26 protein-coding genes are annotated in these 25,084 nt (G+C 70.2%); 18 read left to right on the top strand and 8 right to left on the bottom strand.

Going from position 1 to position 25,084, the window contains the following annotated elements; all coding sequences use genetic code 11:
• Positions 1–12: 12 nt before the first annotated feature.
• Both MA876_RS01020 and MA876_RS01015 read right to left on the bottom strand, forming a co-directional pair.
• Entirely contained in the window at positions 13–2,049 is a 2,037-nt protein-coding gene (locus MA876_RS01020) for a YhgE/Pip domain-containing protein (RefSeq protein ID WP_248145205.1), read from the bottom strand.
• Entirely contained in the window at positions 2,046–4,811 is a 2,766-nt protein-coding gene (locus tag MA876_RS01015; protein ID WP_248145203.1) for an efflux RND transporter permease subunit, read from the bottom strand. Before MA876_RS01015 ends, MA876_RS01020 begins: the two co-directional genes overlap by 4 nt.
• A 124-nt stretch (positions 4,812–4,935) precedes the next feature.
• Between MA876_RS01015 and MA876_RS01010 the strand changes: the two genes are divergently transcribed.
• On the top strand, positions 4,936–5,574 hold the full coding sequence (locus tag MA876_RS01010) for a TetR/AcrR family transcriptional regulator (protein WP_248145200.1): 639 nt from the start codon (positions 4,936–4,938) through the stop codon (positions 5,572–5,574).
• On the opposite strand, the gene MA876_RS01005 is transcribed toward MA876_RS01010, so the two are convergent.
• Positions 5,575–6,561, bottom strand: coding sequence for an o-succinylbenzoate synthase (locus MA876_RS01005; RefSeq protein WP_248145198.1), 987 nt, complete (start codon positions 6,559–6,561; stop codon positions 5,575–5,577). It abuts the gene before it with no gap.
• Between the two features lie 10 nt (positions 6,562–6,571).
• Positions 6,572–6,736: a hypothetical protein gene (locus MA876_RS01000; protein ID WP_248145195.1), complete on the bottom strand. Its 165-nt coding sequence runs from the start codon at positions 6,734–6,736 to the stop codon at positions 6,572–6,574.
• Between the two features lie 100 nt (positions 6,737–6,836).
• Here MA876_RS01000 and MA876_RS00995 point away from each other — a divergent pair, with 100 nt between their 5' ends.
• The 5 genes from MA876_RS00995 (at position 6,837) to MA876_RS00975 (ending at position 11,118) form a co-directional block, all read left to right on the top strand.
• On the top strand, positions 6,837–7,172 hold the full coding sequence (locus MA876_RS00995; RefSeq protein ID WP_248145193.1) for a PadR family transcriptional regulator: 336 nt from the start codon (positions 6,837–6,839) through the stop codon (positions 7,170–7,172).
• A 1-nt stretch (position 7,173) separates the two neighbouring features.
• Positions 7,174–8,124 (top strand): permease prefix domain 1-containing protein, encoded by a 951-nt coding sequence (locus tag MA876_RS00990; protein ID WP_248145190.1) that lies wholly within the window; start codon positions 7,174–7,176, stop codon positions 8,122–8,124.
• 118 nt (positions 8,125–8,242) lie between these two features.
• Positions 8,243–9,043, top strand: a complete 801-nt coding sequence (locus MA876_RS00985; protein WP_248145188.1) for an LLM class F420-dependent oxidoreductase — start codon at positions 8,243–8,245, stop codon at positions 9,041–9,043.
• Positions 9,044–9,067: 24 nt separating this feature from the next.
• Entirely contained in the window at positions 9,068–9,964 is an 897-nt protein-coding gene (locus MA876_RS00980) for a 1,4-dihydroxy-2-naphthoyl-CoA synthase (protein ID WP_248145186.1), read from the top strand.
• Positions 9,964–11,118 carry an AMP-binding protein gene (locus MA876_RS00975; RefSeq protein WP_248145184.1) on the top strand — a complete coding sequence of 385 codons (1,155 nt, stop codon included), beginning with the start codon at positions 9,964–9,966 and terminating at the stop codon, positions 11,116–11,118. The genes MA876_RS00980 and MA876_RS00975 overlap by 1 nt, the downstream gene beginning before the upstream one ends.
• On the opposite strand, the gene MA876_RS00970 is transcribed toward MA876_RS00975, so the two are convergent.
• Positions 11,119–11,496, bottom strand: a complete 378-nt coding sequence (locus tag MA876_RS00970; protein ID WP_248145182.1) for a VOC family protein — start codon at positions 11,494–11,496, stop codon at positions 11,119–11,121.
• A gap of 185 nt (positions 11,497–11,681) precedes the next feature.
• On the opposite strand from MA876_RS00970, the gene MA876_RS00965 reads away from it, so the two are divergent.
• Complete coding sequence (locus MA876_RS00965; protein ID WP_248145180.1) at positions 11,682–12,662, top strand: 1,4-dihydroxy-2-naphthoate polyprenyltransferase; 981 nt, start codon at positions 11,682–11,684, stop codon at positions 12,660–12,662.
• A 6-nt stretch (positions 12,663–12,668) separates the two neighbouring features.
• Here MA876_RS00965 and MA876_RS00960 read toward each other — a convergent pair whose 3' ends face one another.
• Entirely contained in the window at positions 12,669–12,932 is a 264-nt protein-coding gene (locus tag MA876_RS00960) for a DUF4229 domain-containing protein (RefSeq protein ID WP_248145177.1), read from the bottom strand.
• A gap of 64 nt (positions 12,933–12,996) precedes the next feature.
• On the opposite strand from MA876_RS00960, the gene MA876_RS00955 reads away from it, so the two are divergent.
• From MA876_RS00955 to MA876_RS00930, 6 genes are all read left to right on the top strand, one after another.
• On the top strand, positions 12,997–13,452 hold the full coding sequence (locus MA876_RS00955) for a PLD nuclease N-terminal domain-containing protein (protein ID WP_248145175.1): 456 nt from the start codon (positions 12,997–12,999) through the stop codon (positions 13,450–13,452).
• 2 nt (positions 13,453–13,454) lie between these two features.
• Positions 13,455–15,287, top strand: coding sequence for a 2-succinyl-5-enolpyruvyl-6-hydroxy-3-cyclohexene-1-carboxylic-acid synthase (gene menD / locus MA876_RS00950; RefSeq protein WP_248145172.1), 1,833 nt, complete (start codon positions 13,455–13,457; stop codon positions 15,285–15,287).
• Positions 15,288–15,356: 69 nt separating this feature from the next.
• Positions 15,357–16,220, top strand: a complete 864-nt coding sequence (locus MA876_RS00945) for a polyphosphate kinase 2 family protein (RefSeq protein ID WP_248145170.1) — start codon at positions 15,357–15,359, stop codon at positions 16,218–16,220.
• A gap of 64 nt (positions 16,221–16,284) precedes the next feature.
• On the top strand, positions 16,285–16,644 hold the full coding sequence (locus MA876_RS00940; RefSeq protein WP_248145167.1) for a PadR family transcriptional regulator: 360 nt from the start codon (positions 16,285–16,287) through the stop codon (positions 16,642–16,644).
• Positions 16,645–16,647: 3 nt separating this feature from the next.
• Complete coding sequence (locus tag MA876_RS00935; protein WP_248145154.1) at positions 16,648–17,550, top strand: permease prefix domain 1-containing protein; 903 nt, start codon at positions 16,648–16,650, stop codon at positions 17,548–17,550.
• Positions 17,550–18,206: a DUF998 domain-containing protein gene (locus MA876_RS00930; RefSeq protein WP_248145152.1), complete on the top strand. Its 657-nt coding sequence runs from the start codon at positions 17,550–17,552 to the stop codon at positions 18,204–18,206. Before MA876_RS00935 ends, MA876_RS00930 begins: the two co-directional genes overlap by 1 nt.
• Here the strand turns inward: MA876_RS00930 and MA876_RS00925 are convergent.
• Positions 18,203–19,498, bottom strand: coding sequence for an isochorismate synthase (locus MA876_RS00925; RefSeq protein WP_248145150.1), 1,296 nt, complete (start codon positions 19,496–19,498; stop codon positions 18,203–18,205). The two genes, MA876_RS00930 and MA876_RS00925, sit on opposite strands and share 4 nt — an antisense overlap.
• Positions 19,499–19,520: 22 nt before the next feature.
• Between MA876_RS00925 and MA876_RS00920 the strand changes: the two genes are divergently transcribed.
• The 5 genes from MA876_RS00920 to MA876_RS00900 are packed head-to-tail and all read left to right on the top strand — an operon-like array spanning position 19,521 to position 24,316.
• On the top strand, positions 19,521–20,069 hold the full coding sequence (locus MA876_RS00920; RefSeq protein WP_248145149.1) for a DUF402 domain-containing protein: 549 nt from the start codon (positions 19,521–19,523) through the stop codon (positions 20,067–20,069).
• A gap of 4 nt (positions 20,070–20,073) precedes the next feature.
• Complete coding sequence (locus MA876_RS00915) at positions 20,074–20,808, top strand: demethylmenaquinone methyltransferase (RefSeq protein ID WP_308221627.1); 735 nt, start codon at positions 20,074–20,076, stop codon at positions 20,806–20,808.
• Positions 20,809–20,817: 9 nt separating this feature from the next.
• The gene (locus MA876_RS00910) at positions 20,818–21,873 is read left to right on the top strand and encodes a polyprenyl synthetase family protein (protein ID WP_248145147.1); all 1,056 of its coding nucleotides are present in this window, start codon (positions 20,818–20,820) and stop codon (positions 21,871–21,873) included.
• A 42-nt stretch (positions 21,874–21,915) separates the two neighbouring features.
• The gene (locus tag MA876_RS00905) at positions 21,916–23,289 is read left to right on the top strand and encodes an FAD-dependent oxidoreductase (RefSeq protein WP_248145144.1); all 1,374 of its coding nucleotides are present in this window, start codon (positions 21,916–21,918) and stop codon (positions 23,287–23,289) included.
• A gap of 19 nt (positions 23,290–23,308) precedes the next feature.
• On the top strand, positions 23,309–24,316 hold the full coding sequence (locus MA876_RS00900) for an alpha/beta hydrolase (protein WP_248145141.1): 1,008 nt from the start codon (positions 23,309–23,311) through the stop codon (positions 24,314–24,316).
• 1 nt (position 24,317) lies between these two features.
• Here MA876_RS00900 and MA876_RS00895 read toward each other — a convergent pair whose 3' ends face one another.
• Positions 24,318–25,052, bottom strand: coding sequence for a hypothetical protein (locus MA876_RS00895; protein ID WP_248145138.1), 735 nt, complete (start codon positions 25,050–25,052; stop codon positions 24,318–24,320).
• Positions 25,053–25,084 lie beyond the last annotated feature (32 nt).

Genomic DNA, 25,084 nt, shown 5'->3' with positions numbered 1-25,084 from the left:
ACGAAGCGCTCGTCAGGCGGGAGCGGGGGATGCCTCGAGCAGCGCGCGAGCGGACGTCGTCCGGCGGCGCGCCACCGCGAGGATCGTCGCGGTGAAGGCCAGGGCGGCCCAGATGAGCATCCCCGTGATCGCGACGCCGTAGCCGCCTGCTGACGTGAGGGCGGCGACCATGCCGTGATACGCGGGGGCCGTCGGCATGAGGCCCGCGATGCCCGCCAAGGCCCCGGGCGCCGTCGAGACCACGCCGGTCGCGATCGCGAGCACTCCGATGAGTGCGGCGATCCATCGTCCGGCGCCGCTGAAGACCGCGACGAGTGCCTGGTTCACGGCCGCGAAGGCGACCCCGGCGACGACCGAGATGCCCGCGAACGCCCACCACTGCCCCCACTCGTACGAGGCGGCGATCTGCACGACTCCGGCGACGAGAAGGCCCTGCGCGGCGCCGAGCGCGGCGGCGGGCAGGAAGGAGCGGAATGCGAGGGCGATCGACGGCTCGCGCGCCGACAGTGCGCGGCGCGAGACGGCCTGCAGGGCGATGAAGGTGCCGAGGCCGCCGAACCACAGCGCGAGCATCGCGAGCAGTGGGATCGCCGATGCGCCGAACAGCGACGTGCCGACCCCCTCTGCCTCGACCGGGTTCGCGACGACGTCGGCGAGGGTGGATGCCTCGGAGTCGCTGTACGAGGGAACCTGCTCGACCGCGGTCGCCAGGCCCGACGCGAGCTCGTCGGTGCCGTCGGCGAGCTGCCGGACGCCGTCCGCGAGCGACACCGCACCCGAGCCGGCCTGGTCGATTCCGCCCGCGAGCTGCGTGGCGCCGGACGAGAGCTGACCCGCGCCCGCCGCGGACTGATCGATGCCCCCGGCGACCTTGTTCATACCGCCACCGAGAGCGGAGATGTTCGTCGCGATCTCTCGGAACTGAGCGGCGAGCGCTGTCGGCGCATCTTTCGCCAGCTGGGCGATCCCGTCGCTGGCGTAGCCCGTGAGCGCCACCGCGCCCGGGTTCTGCTCCGACCCGTCGCCCGACAGGATCGCCGAGGTCGTGCCCGCGGAGACGGCGGCCGTGCCCGCAGACGATGCGGCGGTCGCGAGCGCCGCGCAGAAGTCCTCCGACTGGGTGCACTGGGCCGCGAGCGCTCCGAGCGTCTGCGCGGTACCGGCGACCTGAGCCGCGGCATCCTTCGCCTGCCCGGCCGCAAGCGAGGTCGCCGTCTCGGCTCCCGCGGCGACCTGCGTGAGCTGCGACGGCACGATGCCCTCTCGGATCACCTTGTCAGCCCCGGCGTTCACCCCGGCCGCCAGCTGGTCCGCGCCCGAGGCGGCGCCGCGCGCCCCGCCGGCGAGCTGACCGAGGCCGGACTGCAACGAAGATGCACCGGACGCGAGGCCCGACGCGCCCTGCGAGAGCTGCGGCATCCCGCTCGCGAGATGGTCCGCACCGTCGGCGGCCGACGTCGCACCCGACGCGAGCTGCGATGCGCCGTCGGCGGCGGTGCCGAGCTGGTCGCCGAGCGTCGTGAAGCCGAGGAACACGTTCTCGAGGTATACCGACGAGAGTTGGTCGCCCATGACGGATGCCGCGGCCGCCGCGACCTGCGCCGTGATCGCGTCATCGACGATGAGGCTGTCGGGCGGCGTCTGCACCTGGATCGTCGCCTGCTCGGGCGTCTCGCCCGGCCGCGTCGACGTCGCCGCCGCCGAGAAGTTCGACGGAATCGAGATGACGGCGGCATAGGTGCCGTCGGCGAGGCCCTCGGCCGCGTCGTCGGCGTTGGAGATCGTCCAGTCGAGATTCGACGGCTGGTCGTCGGCTCCTTCGACGAGTCCCGCGGTCAGCTGCCGGCCGAGCGGGACGAGCTGGTCGTCGATCGTGACGGGTTCGTCGTCGTTCACGATCGCGGCCTGCATGCCGTCGAGGCGCTCGACGGGGTTGTAGAGCGCGGCGACGAGGATGCCGCCGATCACGACCGGGAGCAGCAGCACGCCGATCAGCGTGAGCCACGTGATGGGCTTGCGCGAACGGGCGCGCTCGAGAACGGTGGTCATGCGGTCACCTCGGTGGTCGGGCGGACGCCCGCTCGCAGGGGAAGGGAATGGATGTCGGAGCGCCGCGCATCGGCGAGCATCGCGAGCGCGCGGCCCTCGTTCTGGGCCGTCGCGACGAGCGTGACCGGGCGTCCGGTCGCGGCATCCCGCAGCACCGCTGCGACCTGGTCGCGCGCGGCGCCGTCGACGGCATCGAGGCCGTCGACGACCACGAGCGTGGTCTTGCCGCGGAGGGCCCGCCGCAGTTCGCGGGCAGGGTCGTCGGCGTCGGCGAGCAGTGCGACGCCGACGTGTGCGCGCACCCACGCCGCGCGGCCGGGAAGCAGGTGCCCCGCGACGCGCAGCAGTCCGTCGCTCGGGGTCAGGCGTCCGGCGATCGTCAGCGCGAACGCGCGGCCCGCGCGGGGGTCGCCCGTCGCCACGAGCGTGCCGCCGGGCTCGACGCGGAAGTCGGCGCCCTCGAACAGCGTGACCTCACCCGCGGCGCGTCCCGTCTCGGCGCGCACCGCGACGCGCTCGCCGACGACAGCGGCGGTCGTGTCCGGCTCGGGCCAGTCCGCGAGGGCGAGCTCGCGCTCGACCGCTTCGCCTTCGATGTCGAAGTGCGGGAGAACGCGTTCGAGCCACCGCGGCATCCACCACGCCTTCTCGCCGAGCAGCGCCATGAGCGCGGGGATGAGCGTCATGCGCACGAGGAACGCGTCGATCGCGATGCCGACCGCGAGTCCCAGGGCGATCGGCTTGATCGACGAGTCGCCTTCGGGGACGAAGGCCGCGAACACCGCGAACATGATCAGGGCGGCGGCGGTCACGACGCGGGCGGATGCGGTGAACCCGGAGCGGATCGCGGCCACCGCGGTGCTCTTATCGGCCTTCTCGCCGCGGCGCACGGCGTGGACGTAGTCCTCGCGCATGCGCGAGACGAGGAAGACCTGGTAGTCCATCGCGAGGCCGAAGAGCACGCCCATGAGCACGATCGGCATGAAGCTGATGATCGGCCCGACCCGTGCGACATGGAGCAGGTCGGCGAACCAGCCCCACTCGAAGACGGCGGCGACGACGCCGAATGCGGCGGTCACGGACAGCAGGTAGCCGACGGCCGCCGTGAGCGGCACGGCGATCGAGCGGAACACGATCATCAGCAGGATGAACGAGAGGCCCACGACGAAGAGGCCGAAGGGGAACAGCGCCCCGCCGAGCCGGTCGGAGATGTCGATTCCGACGGCGGTGAAGCCGGTGACCTTGAGGTCGACGCCGTATTCGTCGGCGAGCTCGGGTGCGAGCGCACGCAGGTCGCGCACCAGCTGCGCGGTCGCGGGGTCGTCGGGCGCTGTCTCGGGGATCACCTGGATGATGCCCGTGTCGGCCGTCTCGTTCGGCGTCGCGAGCGCGATCTCCTTGACGCCCGGCACCTTCTCGACCTCGGCGGCGAGGTCGTCCATGAGGCCCACGGGGTCGGTCGAGGTGACGATCGTGCCGGTCATGATGAGCGGACCGTTGAAGCCCGGGCCGAACTGCTCGGCCGCGAGGTCGTACGACACGCGCGCCTGCGATGATTCCGGCTGCACGCCGGCGTTCGGCAGGGCCAGGGCGAGGCTCGACGCGGGGATCGCGAGCACGCCGAGGCCGACCACGACGGCGACGGTCGTGACGACGGGATGCCGCGTCACGCCCGTGACCCAGCGGTCGGCGAATCCGCGGCGAGGGGCCTTCGTCTCGGCCGCGCGCGCCTTGCGGGGCCGACCGACGACACGGCCCTTCACGAACCCGAGGAGCGCGGGCGTGAGCGTGACGGCGACCGCCACCGCGATCGCGACCGCGACGGACGCGGCGATGCCCATCGTCGTGAGGAACGGGATGTTCGCGAACGACAGCCCGACGAGCGCGATGAGCACGGTCACCCCGGCGAAGACGACGGCCGAGCCCGCGGTGCCCGTCGCGCGCGCGACGGACTCCTCGGGGTCCATGCCGCCGCGCACTTGATCCTGATGTCGTGCGGCGATGAACAGGGCGTAGTCGATGCCGACCGCGAGTCCGAGCATGAGGGCCAGCAGCGGCGTCGTCGATGAGATCGACGCGAAGGCCGTCGAGAGCAGGATGAGCGCCATCGAGAGGCCCACGCCGATCAGGGCCGTCGCGAGGGGCAGCCCCGCGACGAGGAACGAGCGGAACGTCACCATGAGCACGAGGAGGGCGATCAGGATGCCGACGAGCTCCGTCACCGTGATGCCCGGCACCGACATCGAGAACAGATCGCCGCCGAGCGCGACCTGGGATCCGGCCGGGAGATCCGCTTCGAGGTCGGCCGCGGCATCCGTCAACGCCTGCTTCGCTTCGGGCGAGACGTCCGTCGCCTGCCCGTCGAACTGCAGCCGGATGATCGCCGCGCTCTCGTCGTCGTTGACCAGTCCGCTCACCATCTCGTCGAACGGGTCGGTCACGCCCAGCACGCCGTCGATGCGACCGAGATCGGCGACCGTGTCGGTGATCGCGGAGGCGTACGGCTCGTCGGTGACGACGGAGCCGTCACCTGAGACGATCACGACCTGCGCGCTCGTGCCGCTCACCTGCGGGAAGGTGCGGTTGAGCTGCTCGAGACCCGCCTGCGCCTCGGTGCCCGGGATCGAGAACGAGTTGTCGGTGCCTTTGCTGAACGCGAGAGCGCCCCCGCCGGCGATGCCGAGCAGCAGGATCCAGGAGATCAGGACGCGCCACGGGTGACGGAACGACCAGCGTCCGAGCGCGTAGAGAAGAGTGGACAACAGCGCCTCCGAGCCGAGTCAGAACTTTTCGATACAGCGCTGTATCGGATACATGAGTGTATCGTAAGGCGATCCGCTCGCCCTTGCCTGAGTAGTCCGTGTGAAGATGGCGGAAGGAGGACGCATGACCGACGTGGGTGTCACGACGCGCCGCCGCGAGGCGACGCGTCAGAAGCTGCTGGACGCCGCAGCCCAGGTCTTCGCCGAGGTCGGCCTCGATGCGGCCTCCGTCGAGGCGATCTGCGAGGCCGCAGGCTTCACGCGCGGTGCGTTCTACTCCAACTTCGAGACGAAGGACGAACTGTTCCTCGAGCTCGTGGGTCGCGTCGCACGCGAGCGGGTGGATGCCGTGCGCGGCCGCGTCTCCGAGCTCGAGCGCGAGGGCGTGCTGACCGAGGTGCCCGCCGATCCGCTCCGGATCGTGCAGGGCGTGCTCGACGTCTCGGCCGACGATCGTCTGGGTGTCCTGCTCATGAGCGAGATCCGCATCCATGCCCTGCGCAACCCCGCGCTCGCGGCCGCGTACCTCGCGCAGGAGGCCGAGATGCTGCGCAATGTCGAGCACATCATCACCGACATCGGCCGCGCTGGCACCCTGCGCTTCCGGATGCCGGCCGAGCAGTGCGCGCGGCTGCTGCTGACCGTGTGGGAGAACACGTCGGTGCGCGGCGTCATGGCCGGGCTGTCGAACGAGGAGATGTGTCGCCGCACGAACGAGGAGCTCGCGAGCACCGCGCAGCTTCTCGTGGAGCTGCCCGCATAGCTAGTCCGCGGACGTCAGGATCGCGTGGCAGCGCGCGACCCGTTCGAGCCACCACGCGACGCGATCGGGGGATGCCTCGATCCGGTCGAGATCGAACGGCGCGATGCGCCCGACCCGCAGCATCCCGCGCACCGGCACGAGCGGCGGCTCGGCGACGTCCGTCGTGAACAGCGCGGCCGTGCCGAGCCCGCAGTCGTAGTCGAGCGACGGCAGCGCGGCGGCGAGCGCAGTGCCCATCGCGAGCCCGACCGACGTGTCGAGGGCGCTCGAGACGACGGCGGGCAGGCCCGCTTCGGCGACGATCTCGAGGGCGCGGCGTACACCGCCGAGCGGCTGCGCCTTCACGACGAGCAGGTCGGCGGCGCCCGCACGCGCGACGGCGAGCGGGTCTTCGGCCTTGCGGACGCTCTCGTCCGCCGCGATCGGGATGCCCATGTACTTCACGCGGCTGCGCACGTCGGCCAGTTCGTCGACGCTTGCGCACGGCTGCTCGACGTACTCGAGGTCGAACTCGGCCAGAGCGTGAAGCGCGTGCTCCGCCTCGTCCACGTTCCACCCGCCGTTGGCGTCGATGCGCACCCGCCCCTCGGGTCCCATCGCCTCGCGCACGGCCCGCACGCGCGCGACGTCGTCCGCGAGCGACTGGCCGCGCTCGGCGACCTTGACCTTGGCGGTGCGGCATCCGTCGTAGCGAGCGAGCACCTCGGGAACGGATGCCGCGGCGACGGCGGGCACCGTCGCGTTGACGGGGATGAATTCGCGCAGCGGCTCGTGCTGCGGCATCCATCCGTAATCGACGGCAGCGGCGAGCCACGTGGCCGCCTCGATGTCGTCGTACTCGACGAACGGGGAGAACTCGGTCCAGCCCTCGGGGCCTTCGAACAGGACGGCCTCGCGCACGTCGACGCCCCGGAACCGGGTCGCGAGGGGGAGCGCGACCACGCGCGCCGACGCGAGGAGTTCGGCGAGGCCGGGGATGGTGGTCACGGCACTCCGCTCAATACGGCCGGGGCATCCGCTGGAGGGCGGACTGGGCCTCGCTGCGCGCTTGAGCGTACTGCTGCGCCCGCTCCGCGGCTTCGCGCGTCTGCGCCTGCTCGAAGGTGCGTGGCGCGCGGCGGAACGGCCTCGTGATTCGTGTCCACAGCGACGGGCGGCTCATGCGCTCATCCTGTCACGCGAGCGTGCGGGGCAGAAGGGTCGCGAGTAAGACTTCAATGTGCCATTGACGATAGTGTGCGTAACACAGTATGGTGTGAGGCATGAGCGAAACCGAAGCACTCGAGACGCATGTGCAAGAGCTGCGTCGTGGCACCGTCGTGCTGGCGTGCCTCCGGCTCCTCGAACAACCGGGCTACGGCTACGGCCTGCTCGAAGAGCTCCAGGGGCGCGGGTTCGACACCGACGCCAACACCCTCTATCCGCTGCTGCGGCGGCTGGAGAAGCAGGGGCACCTCACAAGCGAGTGGAACACCGACGAGGCGCGGCCTCGCAAGTTCTACCGCACCAGCGCCGCGGGTCACCGACTCGCGGCCTCCCTCACCGAAGAGTTCCGCGCGCTCGCGGCAGCGATCGGCGCACTCCCGAAGGAGAACTGACATGAACGCCACTCTGACCGATCGATACGTGGATGCCGCGACCCGCAGCGTTCCCGAGAACCAGCGCGCCGAGATCGCGGCCGAGCTGCGCGAGCGCATCGCCGATCAGCTCGACGCGCGCCTGGAAGCGGGTCAGCCGCACGACTCCGCGGAGCGGGCCGTGCTGACCGAGCTCGGCGATCCCGACAAGCTCGCGGCCGGATACACCGACCGCAAGCTCTACCTCATCGGCCCGCGCTACTACCTCGACTGGTGGCGCCTGCTGAAGCTCCTGTGGGCCATCGTTCCGGCCTGCGCCGTCTTCGGTGTCGCGCTCGGCATGACGCTGGCCGGCGAGCCTTTCGGCGACATCGTGGGCAGCGTCTTCGCGGTGCTCATCTCGACGATCGTGCACGTCGGCTTCTGGGTGACTCTCGTCTTCTTCATCGTCGAGCGCTCGGGGTCGAAGGCTCCGATGTCGGGCGAGTGGACGCCGGACTCGCTCCCCGAGCCGCGCGAGAAGGGCACGACCTTCGGCGAGATGATCGCTTCGATCGTGTTCCTCGTGCTCGCGGCGGGCGCGGTCGTCTGGGACCACTTCATCGGCTTCGCGCCGAGCGAGCCGGGTCTGTCGTTCCTCGACCCCGGCCTGTGGCCGTGGTGGGTGTTCCTGCTCTTCCTGGTGATGGCGGTCGAGGCGATGCTCGCCGTGCTCGTCTACGTCGTCGGACGATGGACGATCGCGTTCGCCGTGCTCAACACGGTCCTCGCGCTCGCCGTGGCGGTTCCGGCGCTGGTGCTGCTCGTGCAGGGCACGCTCATCAACCCGGAGTTCTTCTCCACGGTGATCCCCGAGGATTCGGCGGCGACCGTGGCATCTGTCGTCTCGACGGTCACCGGGTTCGTGATCGCGGGCGTCGCCGCGTGGGACATCCTCGACGGCTTCCTCAAGGCGCTGCGCGCCCGGCGATGATCCGCCAGTGCCGCGAGAACCCGACTGCGTCACGAGAACACCCGTTCGAGCGTGTGTTCTCGTCCCGCGGATGGGTTCTCGCGGCCCACCATGCCGGCGGCGTGCCTAGGCTTGAGGAATGCTTCTCGACACCCCCGTGCGCCTCGCCGTGCAGATCCAGCCGCAGCACGTGACCTACCCCCAGATCCGCGACGCGGTCTTCCGGCTCGAAGAGCTCGGGGTCGACATCCTGTTCAACTGGGATCACTTCTTCCCGCTGCACGGTGACGACATGGACGGCCCGCATTTCGAGTCGTGGACGATGCTCGGGGCGTGGGCCGAGCAGACCGAGCGCGTCGAGTTCGGCGCGCTGGTGAACTGCAACAGCTACCGCAACGCCGATCTGCAGGCCGACATGGCCCGCACGATCGACCACATCTCCGCCAAGAACGGCGGCGAGGGCCGGTTCATCTTCGGCACGGGCGCGGGCTGGTTCCAGCGCGACTACGACGAGTACGGCTACGAGTTCGGCACCCCGGGTACGCGCCTGAACGACCTCGCCGAGAGTCTCGATCGCATCGAGGCGCGATGGGCGAAGCTCAACCCCGCGCCGACGCGTCGCATCCCCGTGATGATCGGCGGCAAGGGCGAGCAGAAGACGCTCCGCCTCGTCGCGAAGCACGCCGACATCTGGCACAGCTTCACGCACGGCGACGACCTCACGCACAAGATCTCGGTCATCGAGCGCTGGGGCGAGAAGGACGGCCGCGACACGAGCGGCATCGTGATCTCGAACGAGCTGCAGCGACGTGACGAGTCGGACGCCGACGACCTGTATGCGCGCGGCGCGCGACTCTTCACGCTCGGCTTCGGCGGACCGGACTACGACTACTCGATCGTCGAGCGCTGGCTCGCCTGGCGCGACGCCAAGAACGCCTGAGGTTCGCGCTCTAGAGTGAAGCCCATGGTTTCGGAGCTCTTCGACGCGGACGAATGGATGCCGGCCCCCGGCGCGGATTCGTACACCGACATCACGGCCCACGTCTCGCACGACGGCCGCATCGCCCGGATCGCGTTCGACCGGCCCGAGGTGCGCAACGCCTTCCGGCCCCACACGGTCGACGAGCTCTACCGGGCGCTGGACATCGCGCGCCAGGACCCGAAGATCGGCGTCGTCCTGCTCACCGGCAACGGACCGAGCCCGAAGGATGGCGGCTGGGCCTTCTGTTCGGGCGGCGACCAGCGCATCCGCGGCCGTGACGGCTACAAGTACTCCGAGACGGATGCCGTGACCGACCCCGCCCGGGCGGGGCGCCTGCACATCCTCGAGGTGCAGCGGCTCATCCGCTTCATGCCCAAGGTCGTGATCGCCGTGGTTCCCGGATGGGCTGCCGGCGGTGGGCACTCGCTCAACGTCGTGTGCGACCTGTCCGTCGCCTCGGCGGAACACGGGCGCTTCAAGCAGACCGACGCCGACGTGGGCTCGTTCGACGCCGGCTACGGCTCCGCGTACTTCGCGCGCCAGATCGGTCAGAAGAACGCGCGCGAGATCTTCTTCCTCGCCGAGGAGTACTCCGCGCAGCGCGCATACGAGCTGGGGGCCGTCAATCGGGTCGTGCCCCACTCGGAGCTCGAGCGCGAAGCGATCGCGATGGCGCGCGTCATCCTCGGCAAATCGCCCACCGCGATCCGCATGCTCAAGTACGCGTTCAACCTCGTCGACGACGGGCTCGTCGGTCAGCAGCTCTTCGCCGGCGAGGCGACGCGACTCGCCTACGGCACCGACGAAGCCGTCGAGGGCCGTGACTCCTTCCTCGAGAAGCGCGATCCCGACTGGTCGCCCTACCCCTACCACTATTGATGCGACTCGAACCCGTCACGGGCGACGACCCCCGCGACATCCTCCGCGCGCTGAAGTCCGCGCTGCACGGCCCGGGGCCCGCGCTGGCGCTCGGGCTCGTCGGCCACGTCGGCACCGAAGTGCGCGCTGGCGCGGCGGTCGTCGTCACGACGTCGGGCTCGACGGGCGTGCCCAAGAGCGTCGTGCTCAGTCGCGACGCGCTGACGGCGAGTGCGCTCGCGACGGCCGACCGCATCGGCGAAGGGTCGTGGCTGCTCGCACTGCCGGCGAGCTATGTCGCGGGGCTCCAGGTGCTCGTCCGCGCGATCGTCGCGGACCGCGAGCCCGCGATCATGAGCGGATCGTTCACGCCGCAGGCGTTCGCCGCCGCCGCGCTCATGATGGTGTCGACGGAGCACGGCTCCCGGATCCCGACCTTCACTTCGCTCGTGCCGGCTCAGCTGACGACGCTTCTCGACGCCGCCGAGCACGATTCGGCGGTGCTGGCCGCCCTGCGCTCGTTCGAGAAGATCCTCATCGGTGGTCAGGCGCTCCCGCCCGTCACGCTCGAGCGCGCCGAGCAGGCGGGCGCGCGCATCGCGCGCACGTACGGCTCGACCGAGACCAGCGGCGGCTGCGTTTACGACGGGTCTCCGCTGCGCGGCGTCGGCGTCCGCGTGGTGGATGCCGAGGTGCAGCTATCGGGACCGACGCTCGCCGACGGGTATCTCGGCGACGAGGAGCTGACGGATGCCGCGTTCCTCCGCGACGTCGACGGCACCCGCTGGTACCGCACGGGCGACGCCGGGATCGTCGAGGACGGCGTGCTGCGCATCCGCGGTCGCATCGACAACGTCATCGTCTCGGGGGGCATCAACATCTCGCTCGACCGCGTCGAGCGCGTCGTGCGGAGCGTGCCGGGTCTCGCGTCGGCCGTCGTCGTCAGGGTTCCCGACGCGCGGTGGGGCGAGGCATCCGTCATCGTCGCGACGCGCGGCGAAGCCCTGCGCCGCAGCGAGTCGATCCAGCTCGATGAGGCGCGCGTCGCCGTGGCGGACGAGATCGGGGCGCACGCACGTCCTGCGCGCCTCGTGCTCGTCGACGAGTTGGCGACCCTGCCGTCGGGCAAGCCCGATCGCGAGGCCATCCGTCGCGCCGTCGCCGCCCTGCACTGATCAGTCGCGCTCGCCGGTGTCGATGACGCAGAACCGATTGCCCTCGGTGTCCTCGAGCACGATCCAGTCGGCGTCGGGCGGATAGCCGTCGAAATCGACCTCGCGCGCGCCGAGCGTGAGCAGTCGCGCGATCTCGGCGGCTTGGTCGTCGGCGTACAGGTCGAGGTGGATGCGCGGCGGGTAGTGCACCGGGTACCCGGTCACCGAGAGCGCGATGCTCGCGCCGGGCGCGTCCCAGCTCTGCTTGTCCGGCGGATCGAGGATGACCCAGTCGTCGCTCGGTTCGCTGCGGTTGACGTAACCGAGAGCCGCGCGCCAGAAGTCGCCGGCGCGCGTGAGGTCTTCGACCGACAGGACGGTTGTTCCGAGGCTGAGCATGCCGCCATCATGCGTCAGGAGTCATCTCCTGCCAAGAGGTTGGACGAACCGTCGCAAAGAGTAGGAGATTCGGTGCATACCGGCCCGCCCGTGGCTTGAACGGCCGACATCTCCTACGGTTTGCGGCGCGAGCCGTGCTACCTCTGCGCGTGTGCGCATCGGAAGGGGATCTAGGATGACTGCTCGTGGCAGGTACCCCCAGCAAGAAGCGCAAGGCGCACGGTCCGAAGAAGCAGCCGCCGCGCGGCAACCCGCAGAAGGCCCACGCGCCGCGCGATCCGCGCACCGTCGCGAAGGCGACGTTCGGCGATTGGGTAGGCGCCGCGCGGTTGCGCACATTCCCGCTGGCCGTCACCCCGATCCTCGTCGGCACGGGGGCCGCGATGCTCGTCGTCGACGAGTTCCACTGGGTCATCGCGCTGTTCTGCCTCATCGTCTCGATCTCGCTCCAGATCGGCGTGAACTACGCGAACGACTACAGCGACGGCATCCGCGGCACCGACGATCACCGCGTCGGTCCTGCTCGGCTGACCGCCTCACGCAAGGCGAAGCCGCGCACCGTCCTCATCGTGGCCCTCACGTTCTTCGCGATCTCGGCACTTGCGGGCCTCGCGATCACGATCCGCACGCAGCAGTGGTGGTTCCTCGCGGTGGGCGCGGTCTGCATCCTCGCCGCGTGGTTCTACACGGGCGGCAAGCGTCCGTACGGGTACTACGGACTGGGAGAGCTGTTCGTCTTCGTCTTCTTCGGGCTCGTCGCCACCCTCGGCACGACGTGGGTGCAGGCGTTCGCGCTGCCGCAGGAAGCGTGGTTCGGCGCCGTCGCCGTGGGTCTGCTCGCGTGCGCCGTGCTGCTCGCCAACAATCTCCGCGACATCGACCAGGATCGCGAGGCCGGCAAGCGCACCCTCACGGTGCTCATCGGCCGAACCGCGACGCGGTGGCTCTTCACGATCTTCGTGCTCGTGCCGTTCGTGCTCGCGGGCTTCCTCGCGCTGTTCTACCCCATCGCGTGGCTGTCGCTGCTCGCACTGCTGGCAGCGCTGCCCGCGATCCTCATCGTGTGGACCTATCGCGAGCCGAAGGAGCTCGTCGTCGCGCTGGGCCTGACGTCGCTGACCTCGGTGGCCTACGGCGGCTTCCTGCTCTGGGCCTTCATCGGCTGATCGCCGTCAGCGGCCTCCGGCCTCGTCCTCGACCTCTTCGTCGCTCGCCGCAGCCTTCTCCTCGCGGCGACGAGCGGCGAGCCCCGCGCTGACGTCGTCGAGCGGGCGACGCAGGAAGAGCATCGAGAGGCTCAGTCCGATGAGGGCCGCGAAGATCGCCGCGAGCCAGTAGTACTCGCGGAACAGCGGGAAGATCATCAGGATGCCGAACGGCACGAGGAACGCGAGGAGCCGCAGCACCGTGTAGACGACGATGGAGCGGGCTTTCATGCCTCCATCGTAAGCGAGGCACTCTCGCAGGCCGCCCCCAGCCGCGCGCGCCTAGGATGGAGTCGTGGCACGTGCGCTCCTCATCGGTGGGCTGGTGGCGGCCGTCTTCTGGGTCTTCACCATCGTCGACTGCGCCGTGCAGCCGCCGACGCGTCATCGCGGCGTGAGCAAGCCCGCCTGGATCGCGATCGTCGTCCTCATCCCCGTCCTCGGTGGACTCCTGTGGCTCACGGTCGGCCGCGTCCGCCAGAGCCAGATCGCCGCCCGCCGTGCACCAGACGACGACCCCGAGTTCCTCGGCAAGCTCGGTGCGCGAAGCGACCAGGACGAACGGATCCGCCGTCTCGAAGAGGAGCTCGCTCTCCTCGACTCCGAGGACGACGATCCTCGCTGGTCGACGCCGCCCGTGAGCGAGCCCGAGCCGCCGTCGCCGCGAATCGTCGATGGCAAGACCGAGCCTCCCGCTCCTCGCGCCGACGGCGATGACGACGCCCGCGGTCAGCGCGGCGCCGTCGGCTGATCGTGACGAGCCCGCCCGGCGCGGACGCGTCGCGCCCGGAAGAGGATCGTTCGCCGGCGACGGATGCTGCGGCCGCGCTGCTGTGCGCGCTGGTCGAGCACGGGGTCCAGCACATCGTGCTGAGCCCCGGGTCGCGCTCGCAGGCGCTCGCGCTGGTCGCCGCCGAACTCGAGCAGCGCGGCCTCGTGCGTCTGCACGTGCGCATCGACGAGCGGGTCGCCGGATTCACCGCACTGGGCATCGGTCGCGAGAGCGGGATGCCGGCGGTCGTCGTCTGCACGTCGGGAACGGCCGCGGCGAACCTGCTGCCGCCCGCGCTCGAGGCCCACCACGCCGGTGTGCCGCTCATCCTGCTCACGGCCGACCGGCCTCACGAGCTCCGCGGTGTCGGTGCGAACCAGACCACGCGGCAGCCCGGCATGTTCTCGCCGAACACGCGATTCGAGGCGGATCTGCCGACGCCCGAGACCCTCGACGCCGACGGTGACGGCGAGCAGAGCGCGATGCTCCGCGCCGTTGCGGCCGATGCGGTCGCTGCGGCGCTCGGTGCCGGCCTCCGCTCCGCCGGTCCCGTGCACCTGAACCTGCCCTACCGCGAGCCGCTCGCGGGCGTGCTCCCGCAGTGGCTCGGCGTGCCCGAGACCGAGCTCGCCGTCGAACCCGGTGCCGACCTCGATGCGCCGCCCGAGCCGGAGCCCGTCGAGGAAGAGGCGTTCGGTGCGCTGTATCAAGGAGGCGGCGGCATCGGCGAGGCCGACCTTCCGCCTGAGCCCGACGAAGCCCCGTTCGTGCTCGAGCGCGGACCCCGCACGATCGTCATCGCAGGGGCCGACGCCGGACCCTCGGCCGAAGAGATCGCCCATGTCGGCGGCTGGCCGCTCGTCGCCGAGATCGTCAGCGGCGCACGATTCGGTCGGCACCTCGTCCACGGGTACCGGGCCCTGCTCGCCGACCCCGCACTCGGCGGCCGCGTCGAGCGGGTGGTCGTGCTCGGCCATCCCACGCTCTCGCGCGAAGCGGCCGCGCTCCTTTCGCGCGCCGACGTCGAGGTTCTTGCGCTCCGCGGTCCGGGGGAGCCCCTCAACCTCAACGGCGAGACCGTCGCGATCGACTCCGTCGCCGTCGCGTCGGGCGAGACCGATCGAGCGTGGCTCGGAGAATGGATGCAGGCATCTCGCGCGGCATCCATCGACCTCTCTCCTCCTGCGCCCGACGCCGACGCGCTCTCGTCGGCCGTGCCGAACGAACGACTCGGCGCGATCGCGGCCGAGCTCGCGGTCGCGCGGGCGCCGCTCGACCGCGCGGCGCTCGTCGACGCCGTGTGGCGCGCGACGTGGCCGCACGATCGGCTGGTCTTCGGCTCGTCGCGGCTCGTCCGGGTCGCCGACACCGTGCTCGGGGGCAAGAAGGTGCGCGTGCACTCCAACCGCGGGCTCGCCGGCATCGACGGCACGATCGCGACCGCGACCGGCGTCGCCCTCGCCAGCCAGGCCGGCGGTGAGCCGGGCGTCACGCGGGTGCTCCTCGGCGACCTGACCCTTCTGCACGATGTGGGGGCACTTCTGCTGCCGCCGGGTGAGCGCGAGCCCCGCATCCAGGTCATCGTCGGCAACGACGGCGGCGGCACGATCTTCGACGGACTCGAAGTCGCCGGCGTCGCGGGCGACGGAGCGATGGACCGCGTGCTGTACACGCCGCACACGACGCGGTTCGAACACCTCGCCCTCGCCTACGGCTGGGAGTACCAGCGCGTCACGACGCGTGCAGCTCTCGATCAGGCGCTCACCTCGCCCGTCGGCGGACGGCAGCTGATCGAGGTTCCGCTCGAGCGCTGACCCCGAGCTTCGCCGGTCGTTGAGCGAGCGCAGCGAGACGAAACGACGAACCCCCGCCAGAATGGGCGCATGAGCGCCAAGAGCCAGCGGTACTGGACGACCGATGCGAGCGACATCCTCCGGGTGGGGCCGGGGTTCCGGCTCGCTGACGTGGACCCTCGGTCCACGCCGGGCCACACCGGCCGCAAGGACCACGGCATCGCCGATCTCGCCGCGGGCGTCGACGAGCTGGACGAGTACCAGGAGCGGCTGTACGCGGCGTCCCGATCCGACGCCACCGACGCGAGTGTGCTGCTCGTCCTGCAGGCGATGGACTCCGCGGGCAAGGGCGGGATCATCCGGCACGTGGTCGGGTCCGTCGACCCGCAGGGCGTCATGCTCACGGCCTTCAAGAAGCCGACGCCCGAAGAGCTCGCCCACGACTTCCTCTGGCGCATCGAGAAGCGTCTGCCCGAGCCGGGCTTCATCGGGGTGTTCGACCGATCCCACTACGAAGACGTGCTCATCGGCCGTGTGCGCCGGCTCGCACCCGCCGACGAGATCGAGCGCCGGTACGGCGCCATCAACGACTTCGAGACGCGCCTGACGGAGGCGGGAACCCGCATCGTCAAGGTCATGCTCCACATCTCGCCCGAGGAGCAGAAAGCGCGGTTGGGGGAGCGGCTCGATCGGCCTGACAAGCACTGGAAGTACAACCCCGGCGACATCGACGAGCGCGAGCTCTGGCCCGCGTACATGGACGCGTATCAGACGGTGTTCGAGCGGACGTCGACGGATGCCGCGCCTTGGCACGTCGTGCCGGCCGACCGCAAGTGGTACGCGCGCCTCGCGGTGCAGGCGCTCCTGCTCGAGGCCCTCGAGGCGATCGACCCGCAGTGGCCGGCCGCGACGTTCGACGTCGGCGTCGAAAGGGCGCGCCTCGCGGCATCCTGAACGCCATGTCGGTGTGATGTAGATATCTGTCCGCTCAAGTACTTGATGTGATACAGTACTGGACATGACCAACGACGATGCGTTCGCAGCCGACCTGCTGCGCGGTCACACCGACACGATCGTGCTCGGTGTGCTGCGCCGCGGCGACAGCTACGGCTTCGAGATCTACAAAGCCATCCGCGATGCGACGGGCGGCGACCACGAGATCAAAGAGGCGACGCTGTACGCCACGTACCGCCGCCTCGAGAAGGACGGCCTCGTCGAGTCCTACTGGGGCGACGAGACGCAGGGCGGGCGCCGCAAGTACTACCGGATCACCGACGCGGGCCGCGCGGTGTTCGCCTCCAACGTCACGGCCTGGGTCGCCACCCGCCGCGTCATCGACTCCCTCCTCGACGTCCCGTCGATCACTGCGAAGGACTGAATCATGAACACAGACATCCACCGTCTGCTCGACGAAGCGTTCGCCGGCGTCGAGATGACGCCCGACGCGCAGGATCTGAAAGAGGAAGTGCGCGCCAACCTCGTCGCCCGCGCGGCGGAGCTCGAGGCATCCGGCGTCGCTCCCTCCGATTCGGCGCGCACCGCCGTGGCGGAGCTCGGCGATGTGCGCGAACTCCTCGGGGAGATTCCGGATGCCGCGCCCGCCGCGTCATCCAGCGACTACGCCGCCCTGCAGCAGCGCTATCACGTGCGCCCCAAGGTCGGCTACGTCGTGCGGGCCGTCGTCTGGTCGATCGTGGCGGTCGTCGGAATCGTGCTCGGCATCCTCGGGTCGACGGGCGTTCTGCCCGTCGTGATCGGGCCGGTCATCGGCTTCTTCAGCATGGCATCGACGGCTCTCGGACTCCTCGTGGGCGACTCGCTGGCCCAGGAGACCACCACGAACCACCCGATGCCCGGGAACAGGGCGGGCGAGTTCGCCGCGGCGACCTTCCTCGCCTCCCTCGGCCTGTTCTTCGGGTTCATGGTCGCCGTCGGCGCATTGCCGATCTGGTGCATCGTCTTCGCCGCGCTCGGCGTGATCGCCTCGATCGTGCTGTTCGCGTTCCTTGGCGCGAGCCAGACCAATCGTCGCAAGGCGTGGACCCGTCAGGCGCGCGCGAGCGTGCCCGCGAACCGCTTCGAGCGCGAGCCCGAGACCGCCGCGCGCTTCGGCATCTATTCGGCCGTCATCTGGCTCGTGACCTTCGCGATCATCGCCGTGCTCATCTTCACCGTCGGCTGGTGGTGGGCGCCCCTCGCTTTCGCGGGCGGCTTCGCGGTCATGATGCTCGTCCTCGCCCGCATGCTCTTCGCCCCCGACAAGAGCGAACGGTCGGCCGGCTGATGCGCGCGCTTTCCTGGCTCACGGTCGCAGGAACCGCGATCTTCACGCTCGCGTGGATCGTGCTCGGCGCCGTGAGCCCCGGGTACGAGCTCTTCGGCCACACGATCGCCCCGTACTCCTGGATCAGCCAGCCCGTGAGCGGGCTCGGCCTGGGCGTCACCGGCCCGACGATGAACGCGGCGTTCATCGTCGGCGGGCTGCTCGTGCTCGTGGGCACGCTCGCGACCGCTCGCGCGTGGTGGCGTCGGGGAGGACTCGGCCGCACCGCGGTCGTGCTCATGGTGCTCTCGGGCGTCGGCATGATCGTGTGCGGTGCTTTCACCCTCGAGTCGATGATGCTACACCTGTCGGGCTTCCTCCTCGCCGTGCCGCTGCCCGCGGTCGGGTTCGTGCTCGCGGGGCTCGCGGTGCGCCTCGAGTCGCCGACGCTGGGTCTCATCGGGATCGGCGGCGGCGCGGCATCCCTCGTCCTCTTCGCGATCTTCATGGGGATCTTCGACGCGACCGGAGCAGGCGGCAACGTCGGCGTCGCGGGTCTCGTGCAGCGCGCGCTGATCCTCGTCACGCTCGCGACGCTCTCGGCGCTCGCCGTCGGCGTGGCACGCATCGGCGCGCCGACGCGGACGCGCGTGACAGCCGACCTGCAGGGCGTCTAGGCCAGGGCGTCGACGATCGGGCGGAACTTCACCCGCGTCTCGAGCAGTTCGGTCTCGGGCTCGCTGCCCGCGACGATCCCCGCGCCGGCGTGCGCGACGACCGGGATCGTGTCGGAGTAAGCCGAGAAGCTCCGCAGGGGCGGTGAGCCGACCTGCGCGCAGCGCAATGCGATCGCCCATTCCCCGTCGCCGTTGGCGTCGACCCACCCGACGGGGCCGGCGTAGCGACCGCGGTCGAACGGCTCGATCCGCCGGATGAGCTCGATCGCGGCATCCGTCGGCGTGCCGGCCACCGCCGCCGTCGGGTGCAGCCCCGCCACCAGATCGAGCGCGGAAGCACCGTCGTCGAGGTCGCCGGCGACGTCCGTTGCGAGGTGCCACAGGTTGGGCAGCTCGAGTGTGAACGGCGCCGAGTCCGCCTGCAGCGACCGCGTGTGGGGCTCGAGCACCTCGAGGACGCTCTGCACCGCATAGCGGTGCTCGTCGAGGTCCTTCGTGCTCGCCGCGAGGGCGAGGGATGCCGCGGCGTCTTCCTGCGCGTCGGCGCCGCGCGGAGCCGTGCCGGCGAGCACACGGGCCGTCACGGTTCCGCCCGCGACCGTGACCAGCGTCTCGGGGCTCGCGCCGATGAGCCCGTCGACGGCGAAGGTCCACGTATCGGGGTACCCCGTCGACAGCGCGCGCAGGAGGCGCCGCAGGTCGGCGCCGACGGGGATCGTGCCGACGAGATCGCGAGCCAGCACGACTTTGTCGACAGTGCCGGCCGCGATCGCCTCGAGTCCGATCTGCACGGCCGCCTCGTAGCCTTCGGGATCCAAGCGTCCCGGTCCGAGCGTCGCCGACCAGTACGGACCGTACGGCTGCGGCTCGAAGGCAGGCTTCTCGTCCGCGACGACGGCGTCGAGGCTGTGGATGCGCGTGATCCACGAGCGTCCGTCGCGGCGACCGATCACGAGCGGAGGCACGACGAGCGCGGGGGAGCGCTCGGAGCGCGCGTCGAAGGGGAAGGCGCCGAAGGCGACGAGACCGGTCCCAGGCAGTCGCACCTCGTCGTGGACGCGGGCATCGGAGCACAGCCATCGCCACCCGTCGGCGTGGGACGGGTCGTGCGGGCCGCCGAGGCGCGTGTAGGGCGAGAACCCGGCGACGGGGCGCCCGATCCCGACGATGCCGTCGCCGCGCCGCAGGAACGCGAGCGGCTCGTCGGGCGACGCGTACGAGATCAGATCGTCGATCGCATCGACTTCCTGCGTGTGTGCGACCAGTCGCGGCGGGCGGGTCGGATCGGTCACGCTTCAACTCTAGACTCGCAGGATGAGCGTGATCCCCGTCCGTCCCGAGCCGGGCACGCGGCTCGTGTTCCGCTGGCGCAAGTGGGACGGCGGACCGCACTGGGCGCACGACTGCGTCTACCTCGGCTCCGATGAGTGGGGCGACTGGTTCGGTCAGCCGACGGGATGGCGGAGCCACCGTCCGGGGCGCGACTTCACAGTGGACGGCCCCAACGTGACGCTCCTGCCGCCGAACGGCGAGTACGTCGTGACGATCAACCAGGTGCCACCGGCGAGGTACCGCATCTACATCGACATCTCGTGGGATGCGAAGTGGGAGGGCGACGAGCCCACCGGCATCGACATGGACCTCGACGTCGTGCTGGCCGTCGACGAACGCGGACTGTTCATCGACGATCAGGACGAGTGGGACGAGCACCGTGTCGCCTACGGCTACCCGCTCGAGATCGTCGAGAAGCTCGAGTCGCGCGCCGTCGACCTCGAGCGGCGGGTGGATGCCGGCGAGCCGCCGTTCGACGTCGCGACGGGCGACCGCTGGCTCGAGCGCCTCGCCGCACTGAACCTAGACTGATCGGGTGACCGAGCCCCAGCCCAACCGCGCCGACCTCCACAAGGATCCGGCGAAGGTCAGTGGCATGTTCGACCAGGTCGCGCAGCGCTACGACCTCACCAACGACGTCCTCAGCCTCGGCAACGACCGCCTCTGGCGCGTCGCCACCACCCGCGCGGTCGCACCGCGACCCGGTCAACGCATCCTGGACCTCGCCGCGGGAACGGGGGCGTCGAGCGTCTCGCTCGCCCGCAGCGGCGCCGAGGTCGTCGCGGCGGACTTCTCGCCCGGAATGATCGCTGAAGGCCGGAGGCGGCACTCCGGCATCCCGAATCTCACTTTCGAAGAGGCGGATGCGACGGCCCTGCCGTTCGACGACGACTCGTTCGACACCGTCACGATGTCGTTCGGTCTGCGCAACGTGAACGAGCCGAAGAAGGCGATCGCCGAACTGCTGCGCGTGACGAAGCCGGGCGGGACCCTGGTCGTCTGCGAGTTCTCGCATCCGCCCTCGCCCGCCTTCAACGGGCTGTACCGGTTCTACAACGACCGCATCCTGCCTGTCGTCGCGCGGGCGATGAGCTCCAACGCCGAAGCGTACGACTACCTCAACGAGTCGATCCGGGATTGGCCCGATCAACCGACGCTGTCGAGCTGGATCCGCCAGGCGGGCTGGAGCGAGGTCGCCTACCGCAACCTCTCGTTCGGGATCGTCGCACTTCACCGGGCGAAGAAACCGGCCGCTGAGCCCGCCCGGTAGGCTGGACCCGTGACTCCCTCAGCTCCGGGCTCGCGGATCGCGGGCAAGCTGGGCTTGACCGACCGCATCTTCGCGGGCCCGCGCTCCCGGCGACTCCTCGCCACCGTCGAAGCCGGCCTCGAGCGCGTCGACGAATCGCTGGCGAACGAGCTCCGCGTGACGGACGCCCTCGCCGACGCCACGAGCCGCTACCTGTACGAAGCGGGAGGCAAGCGCGTCAGGCCGATGCTCGCTCTGCTCACCGCCCAACTGGGCGACGGGGCGACGCAGGCCGTCATCGAGGGTGCGACGGCGCTCGAGATGACGCACCTCGGGTCGCTGTACCACGACGACGTGATGGATACCGCGGACAAGCGCCGCGGTGTGCCCAGCGCGCACGCGGTATGGGGCAACAACGTCGCGATCCTGACGGGCGACCTGCTCTTCTCCCGCGCGAGCCAGATCATGGCCCGCCACGGGAACCAGGCGATCCAGCTGCAGGCCGACACCTTCGAACGCCTCGTGCTCGGACAGATGCACGAGACGATCGGGCCCGGCGACGACGACGACCCGGTCGCGTTCTACCTGCAGGTGCTGTCCGACAAGACCGGCTCGCTCATCGCCGCCGCGGCCCAGGCCGGCGTCATCTTCTCGAACGGCCCGACCGAGCTCGAGCAGCCCATGATCACGTTCGGCGAGAAGGCCGGTGTCGCATTCCAGCTGCTGGATGACGTCATCGACCTGTCGGCAGACCCGGACGAGACGGGCAAGGTGCCCGGCACCGACCTGCGCGCCGGCGTCCCCACGATGCCGTACCTGCTCCTCGGGCAACGGACGGATGCCGAATCCATCGCCCTCCATGCGGCGATCGACGACGGCGTCGCCCGCATCGCCGAGGGCGCCGACCCCGCGATCCTCGACGAGCCGCTCGCGCGACTGCGCGAGCACGAAGCCACGCAGGCGACCCTCGACCTCGCGAACGCGTGGTCGCGCGAAGCGATCGACGCCCTCGCACCGGTTCCCGACGGAGCCGTGAAGGAAGCGCTCACGCGTTTCGCGCAGGCCGTCGCCGACCGCTCCAGCTAGTACCGCGCTTCACGCGCGCCACCGACGACTGAAGGACTCTCCATGACCAAGCTCCGACTCGCGATCGTCGGCGCCGGGCCCGCGGGCATCTACGCCGCCGACATCCTCCTCAAGGCCGAGCGCAAGTTCGACGTCTCGATCGACCTGTTCGAGCAGCTTCCCGCCCCCTATGGCCTCGTCCGTTACGGGGTCGCGCCGGATCACCCTCGCATCAAGGGCATCATCACGGCTCTGCGCGAAGTGCTCGACCGCGGCGACATCCGCATCTTCGGCAACGTGCACTTCGGGCGGGACATCACGCTCGACGACCTCAAGAAGCACTACAACGCCGTCATCTTCTCGACCGGAGCGATCCACGACGCAGACCTCGAGATCCCGGGCATCGAGGCCGTCGGCTCGTACGGGGCGGCCGATTTCGTGAGCTGGTTCGACGGTCACCCCGACGTGCCGCGCGAATGGCCGCTCGAGGCCGAGTCGCTCGCCGTGATCGGCAACGGCAACGTCGCTCTCGACGTCGCACGCATGCTCGCCAAGCACGCGGAGGACCTGCTGCCGACGGAGATCCCCGAGAACGTGCACGCGGGGCTCGCGGCATCCCCCGTCACCGACGTGCACGTGTTCGGGCGCCGCGGCCCCGCACAGGTGAAGTTCACACCGCTCGAGCTGCGCGAGCTCGGCGAGCTGCGCGACGTCGACATGGTCGTCTACGACGAGGACTTCGACTACGACGAAGCCTCGAAGGCGGCGATCGCCTCGAACAAGCAGGTCATGGTGATCGACCGGGTGCTGCAGTCGTGGCGCCAGCGGCCTTCGGTCAACGGCAGCGGAGGTGAGGCATCCCGTCGACTGCACCTGCACTTCTGGGCCAAGCCCGTCGAGGTGAAGACCGACGACGAGGGTCGTGTCGCGTCGTTCGTCTACGAGCGCACGCGTCCCGACGGCGAGGGCGGCGTCGTCGGCACGGGCGAGCTGCGCGAAGTCGCCATTCAGGCGATCTATCGCGCGGTGGGATACTTCGGCTCGCCGCTCGACGGGGTTCCGTTCGACAAGCGTCACGGCGTCATCCCCAACCACGAGGGTCAGGTGCTGCGCAAGGACTCGAACGAGCGGGTGCCGGGCGTGTACGCGACGGGCTGGATCAAGCGCGGGCCGGTGGGGCTCATCGGCCACACCAAGTCCGACGCGATGGAGACGGTTCGCCATCTCATCAACGACCAGGGCTCGTGGTGGCAGCCGACGGATCCGTCCGAGGAGGCGATCCCGGCGCTGCTCGCCGAGCGTGCGGTGGCGTGGACCGATCTCGACGGCTGGCACCGCCTCGACGAGCACGAGATCGCGCTCGGTGCTCCGCACGAGCGCGCACGCATCAAGGTCGTGCCTCGCGACGAGATGGTGAAGATCTCGCGCGGTGAGTAGGCGCCGCTAGAGTGACGCCATGACGAGCGACTGGGTGCCCGATGTCCTCGGCGAGCCGTTCGCGCAGCGGACGCTCGAGCTCGGGGTCGACGACGAGGGCGACGTCGTCGCGACGGTCGTTCGGCTTCTGCCCGAGCACGCGATCCTCGGCGGGATCTTCGGCGACCACCGCCCGTTCGCCGACATCGACGTGCTGTACGTCCACGGCTGGTCGGACTACTTCTTCCAGAAGCGGCTCGCGCACTTCTGGGCCGGGCGCGGCGCGCGTTTCTTCGCCCTCGACCTGCGCAAGTACGGTCGGAGCCTGCGGCCCGGTCAGACACCCGGCTACATCTCCGACCTGCACGACTACGACGCCGACATCGCCGCGGCGCTCGAGGCGATGGGCCGCGGCACCGATGGCGCGGGCGACCGCCGCCTCGTGCTCATGGGGCACTCGACAGGCGGTCTGACGCTGAGTCTCTGGGCCGCACGGCATCGGGAGCACGTCGCCGCCGTCGTGCTCAACAGCCCCTGGCTCGAGTTCCAGCTCAGCGCGACGACGCGCGCCGCGATCGCGCCGGTACTCGGCATCCATTCCCGCTACCGTCCCTTCGATCTGTGGCCGCAGACCGATCTCGGCTTCTACACGAGGGCGCAGAACGAGGTCGCGGATGCGGAGGACCCGGTCGAGGTGAATCTCGACTGGCGCCCGGCGCAGACGATGCCGGTGCATGTCGGATGGATGCACGCCGTCATCGCGGGGCATGCGGCCGTCGCGGCGGGCCTCGGCATCCCGGTTCCGGTCTGCGTCCTCTTGTCGGCGCGCTTCGTGCCGCCGACCCGCTGGACCGAGGACCTCACCTCGGTCGACACGGTGCTCGTGGTCGACGACATCGCGCGAGCGGCGCTCAAGCTCGGTCGCTCCGTCACGATCGAGCGCATCGACGGCGCCCTGCACGATGTGTTCCTGTCGCGCCACGAAGCGCGGGAGGATGCCTACGCCCGCCTCGAGCGGTGGACGACCGCGATGCTCGCGAAGCGCTGATTCAGCGAGAGTGGCGCGATCGCGATCGCGGTCGCAGGTACGCGGGGAGCTCGTCCATCCTCCGCCGAGGCTCATAGCGTCGCCAGACGTCGAGGTAGGCGCGATAGACCGACATGCCCGATCCGAGGATGACGAGCAGCCCGGTCAGGATGCCCGCCGTGATCGCCCAGCCGACGGGCAGGTCGGTGAGCGCGACGAGGCCACCGAGGATGAGACCCAGGACGCACGCGTTCACGATCACGATGAGGAACGCGGAACTGCCGCCCATGACCTTCGCGTCGCCTCGGGGGACCATGAAGGAGTACGTGACCTGCATCCCGAGCATGTCGTCGGTCGTCGCTTCGAGGAAATACTCCTCGACCTTCGGGTCCAGATCGACGTAGGCGCCGCGCAGCCGGTTCATGGCCGTGACGAACATCATGTCGTCCTCGGCGACGTTGAAGACCCGGATCTGCGTCAGAAGGCCGACGAGTGCGAGGAAAGCGAGGATCGACAGCGCGGCGGCGGGGAACCATCCCGCGAACCCGGTCGCCTGGCCGAGGAGCCCGATCGTCACGAGGCCGGCCGAGACGAGTGTCAGGAAGATCGTGATCCGAGTGAGCACTTCGCTCTGCGCGGTTCCCCGCGCGGCGAGGAGGCCCCAGTGCTCGGTCGCGAGGATCTGCGCCCTCCGCGCGAGAAGCGCGTCGGACTCTCGAGGGGGCGGATCGGCGGCATCGGCGACCATGGCCGTCATTGTGCACCCGTCGGCGTGCGGACGCCAGGGCG

This window comes from Microbacterium aoyamense (genome assembly GCF_023155855.1).
GTDB lineage: Bacteria > Actinomycetota > Actinomycetes > Actinomycetales > Microbacteriaceae > Microbacterium > Microbacterium aoyamense.
Note: the sequence above shows the minus strand (reverse complement) of the source record. Positions and strands in the feature narration are given on the sequence as shown.

Coding starts and splice junctions, on each gene's coding strand:
- MA876_RS00980 (WP_248145186.1), top strand. CDS start 9,068: ATGGTTTCGGAGCTCTTCGACGCGGACGAATGGATGCCGGCCCCCGGC.
- MA876_RS00935 (WP_248145154.1), top strand. CDS start 16,648: ATGAACACAGACATCCACCGTCTGCTCGACGAAGCGTTCGCCGGCGTC.
- MA876_RS01020 (WP_248145205.1), bottom strand. CDS start 2,049: ATGACCACCGTTCTCGAGCGCGCCCGTTCGCGCAAGCCCATCACGTGG.
- MA876_RS00985 (WP_248145188.1), top strand. CDS start 8,243: ATGCTTCTCGACACCCCCGTGCGCCTCGCCGTGCAGATCCAGCCGCAG.
- MA876_RS00920 (WP_248145149.1), top strand. CDS start 19,521: ATGAGCGTGATCCCCGTCCGTCCCGAGCCGGGCACGCGGCTCGTGTTC.
- MA876_RS00945 (WP_248145170.1), top strand. CDS start 15,357: ATGAGCGCCAAGAGCCAGCGGTACTGGACGACCGATGCGAGCGACATC.
- MA876_RS00900 (WP_248145141.1), top strand. CDS start 23,309: ATGACGAGCGACTGGGTGCCCGATGTCCTCGGCGAGCCGTTCGCGCAG.
- MA876_RS00895 (WP_248145138.1), bottom strand. CDS start 25,052: ATGACGGCCATGGTCGCCGATGCCGCCGATCCGCCCCCTCGAGAGTCC.
- MA876_RS00990 (WP_248145190.1), top strand. CDS start 7,174: ATGAACGCCACTCTGACCGATCGATACGTGGATGCCGCGACCCGCAGC.
- MA876_RS00930 (WP_248145152.1), top strand. CDS start 17,550: ATGCGCGCGCTTTCCTGGCTCACGGTCGCAGGAACCGCGATCTTCACG.
- MA876_RS00940 (WP_248145167.1), top strand. CDS start 16,285: ATGACCAACGACGATGCGTTCGCAGCCGACCTGCTGCGCGGTCACACC.
- MA876_RS00905 (WP_248145144.1), top strand. CDS start 21,916: ATGACCAAGCTCCGACTCGCGATCGTCGGCGCCGGGCCCGCGGGCATC.
- MA876_RS00995 (WP_248145193.1), top strand. CDS start 6,837: ATGAGCGAAACCGAAGCACTCGAGACGCATGTGCAAGAGCTGCGTCGT.
- MA876_RS00975 (WP_248145184.1), top strand. CDS start 9,964: ATGCGACTCGAACCCGTCACGGGCGACGACCCCCGCGACATCCTCCGC.
- MA876_RS00970 (WP_248145182.1), bottom strand. CDS start 11,496: ATGCTCAGCCTCGGAACAACCGTCCTGTCGGTCGAAGACCTCACGCGC.
- MA876_RS01000 (WP_248145195.1), bottom strand. CDS start 6,736: ATGAGCCGCCCGTCGCTGTGGACACGAATCACGAGGCCGTTCCGCCGC.
- MA876_RS01010 (WP_248145200.1), top strand. CDS start 4,936: ATGACCGACGTGGGTGTCACGACGCGCCGCCGCGAGGCGACGCGTCAG.
- MA876_RS00960 (WP_248145177.1), bottom strand. CDS start 12,932: ATGAAAGCCCGCTCCATCGTCGTCTACACGGTGCTGCGGCTCCTCGCG.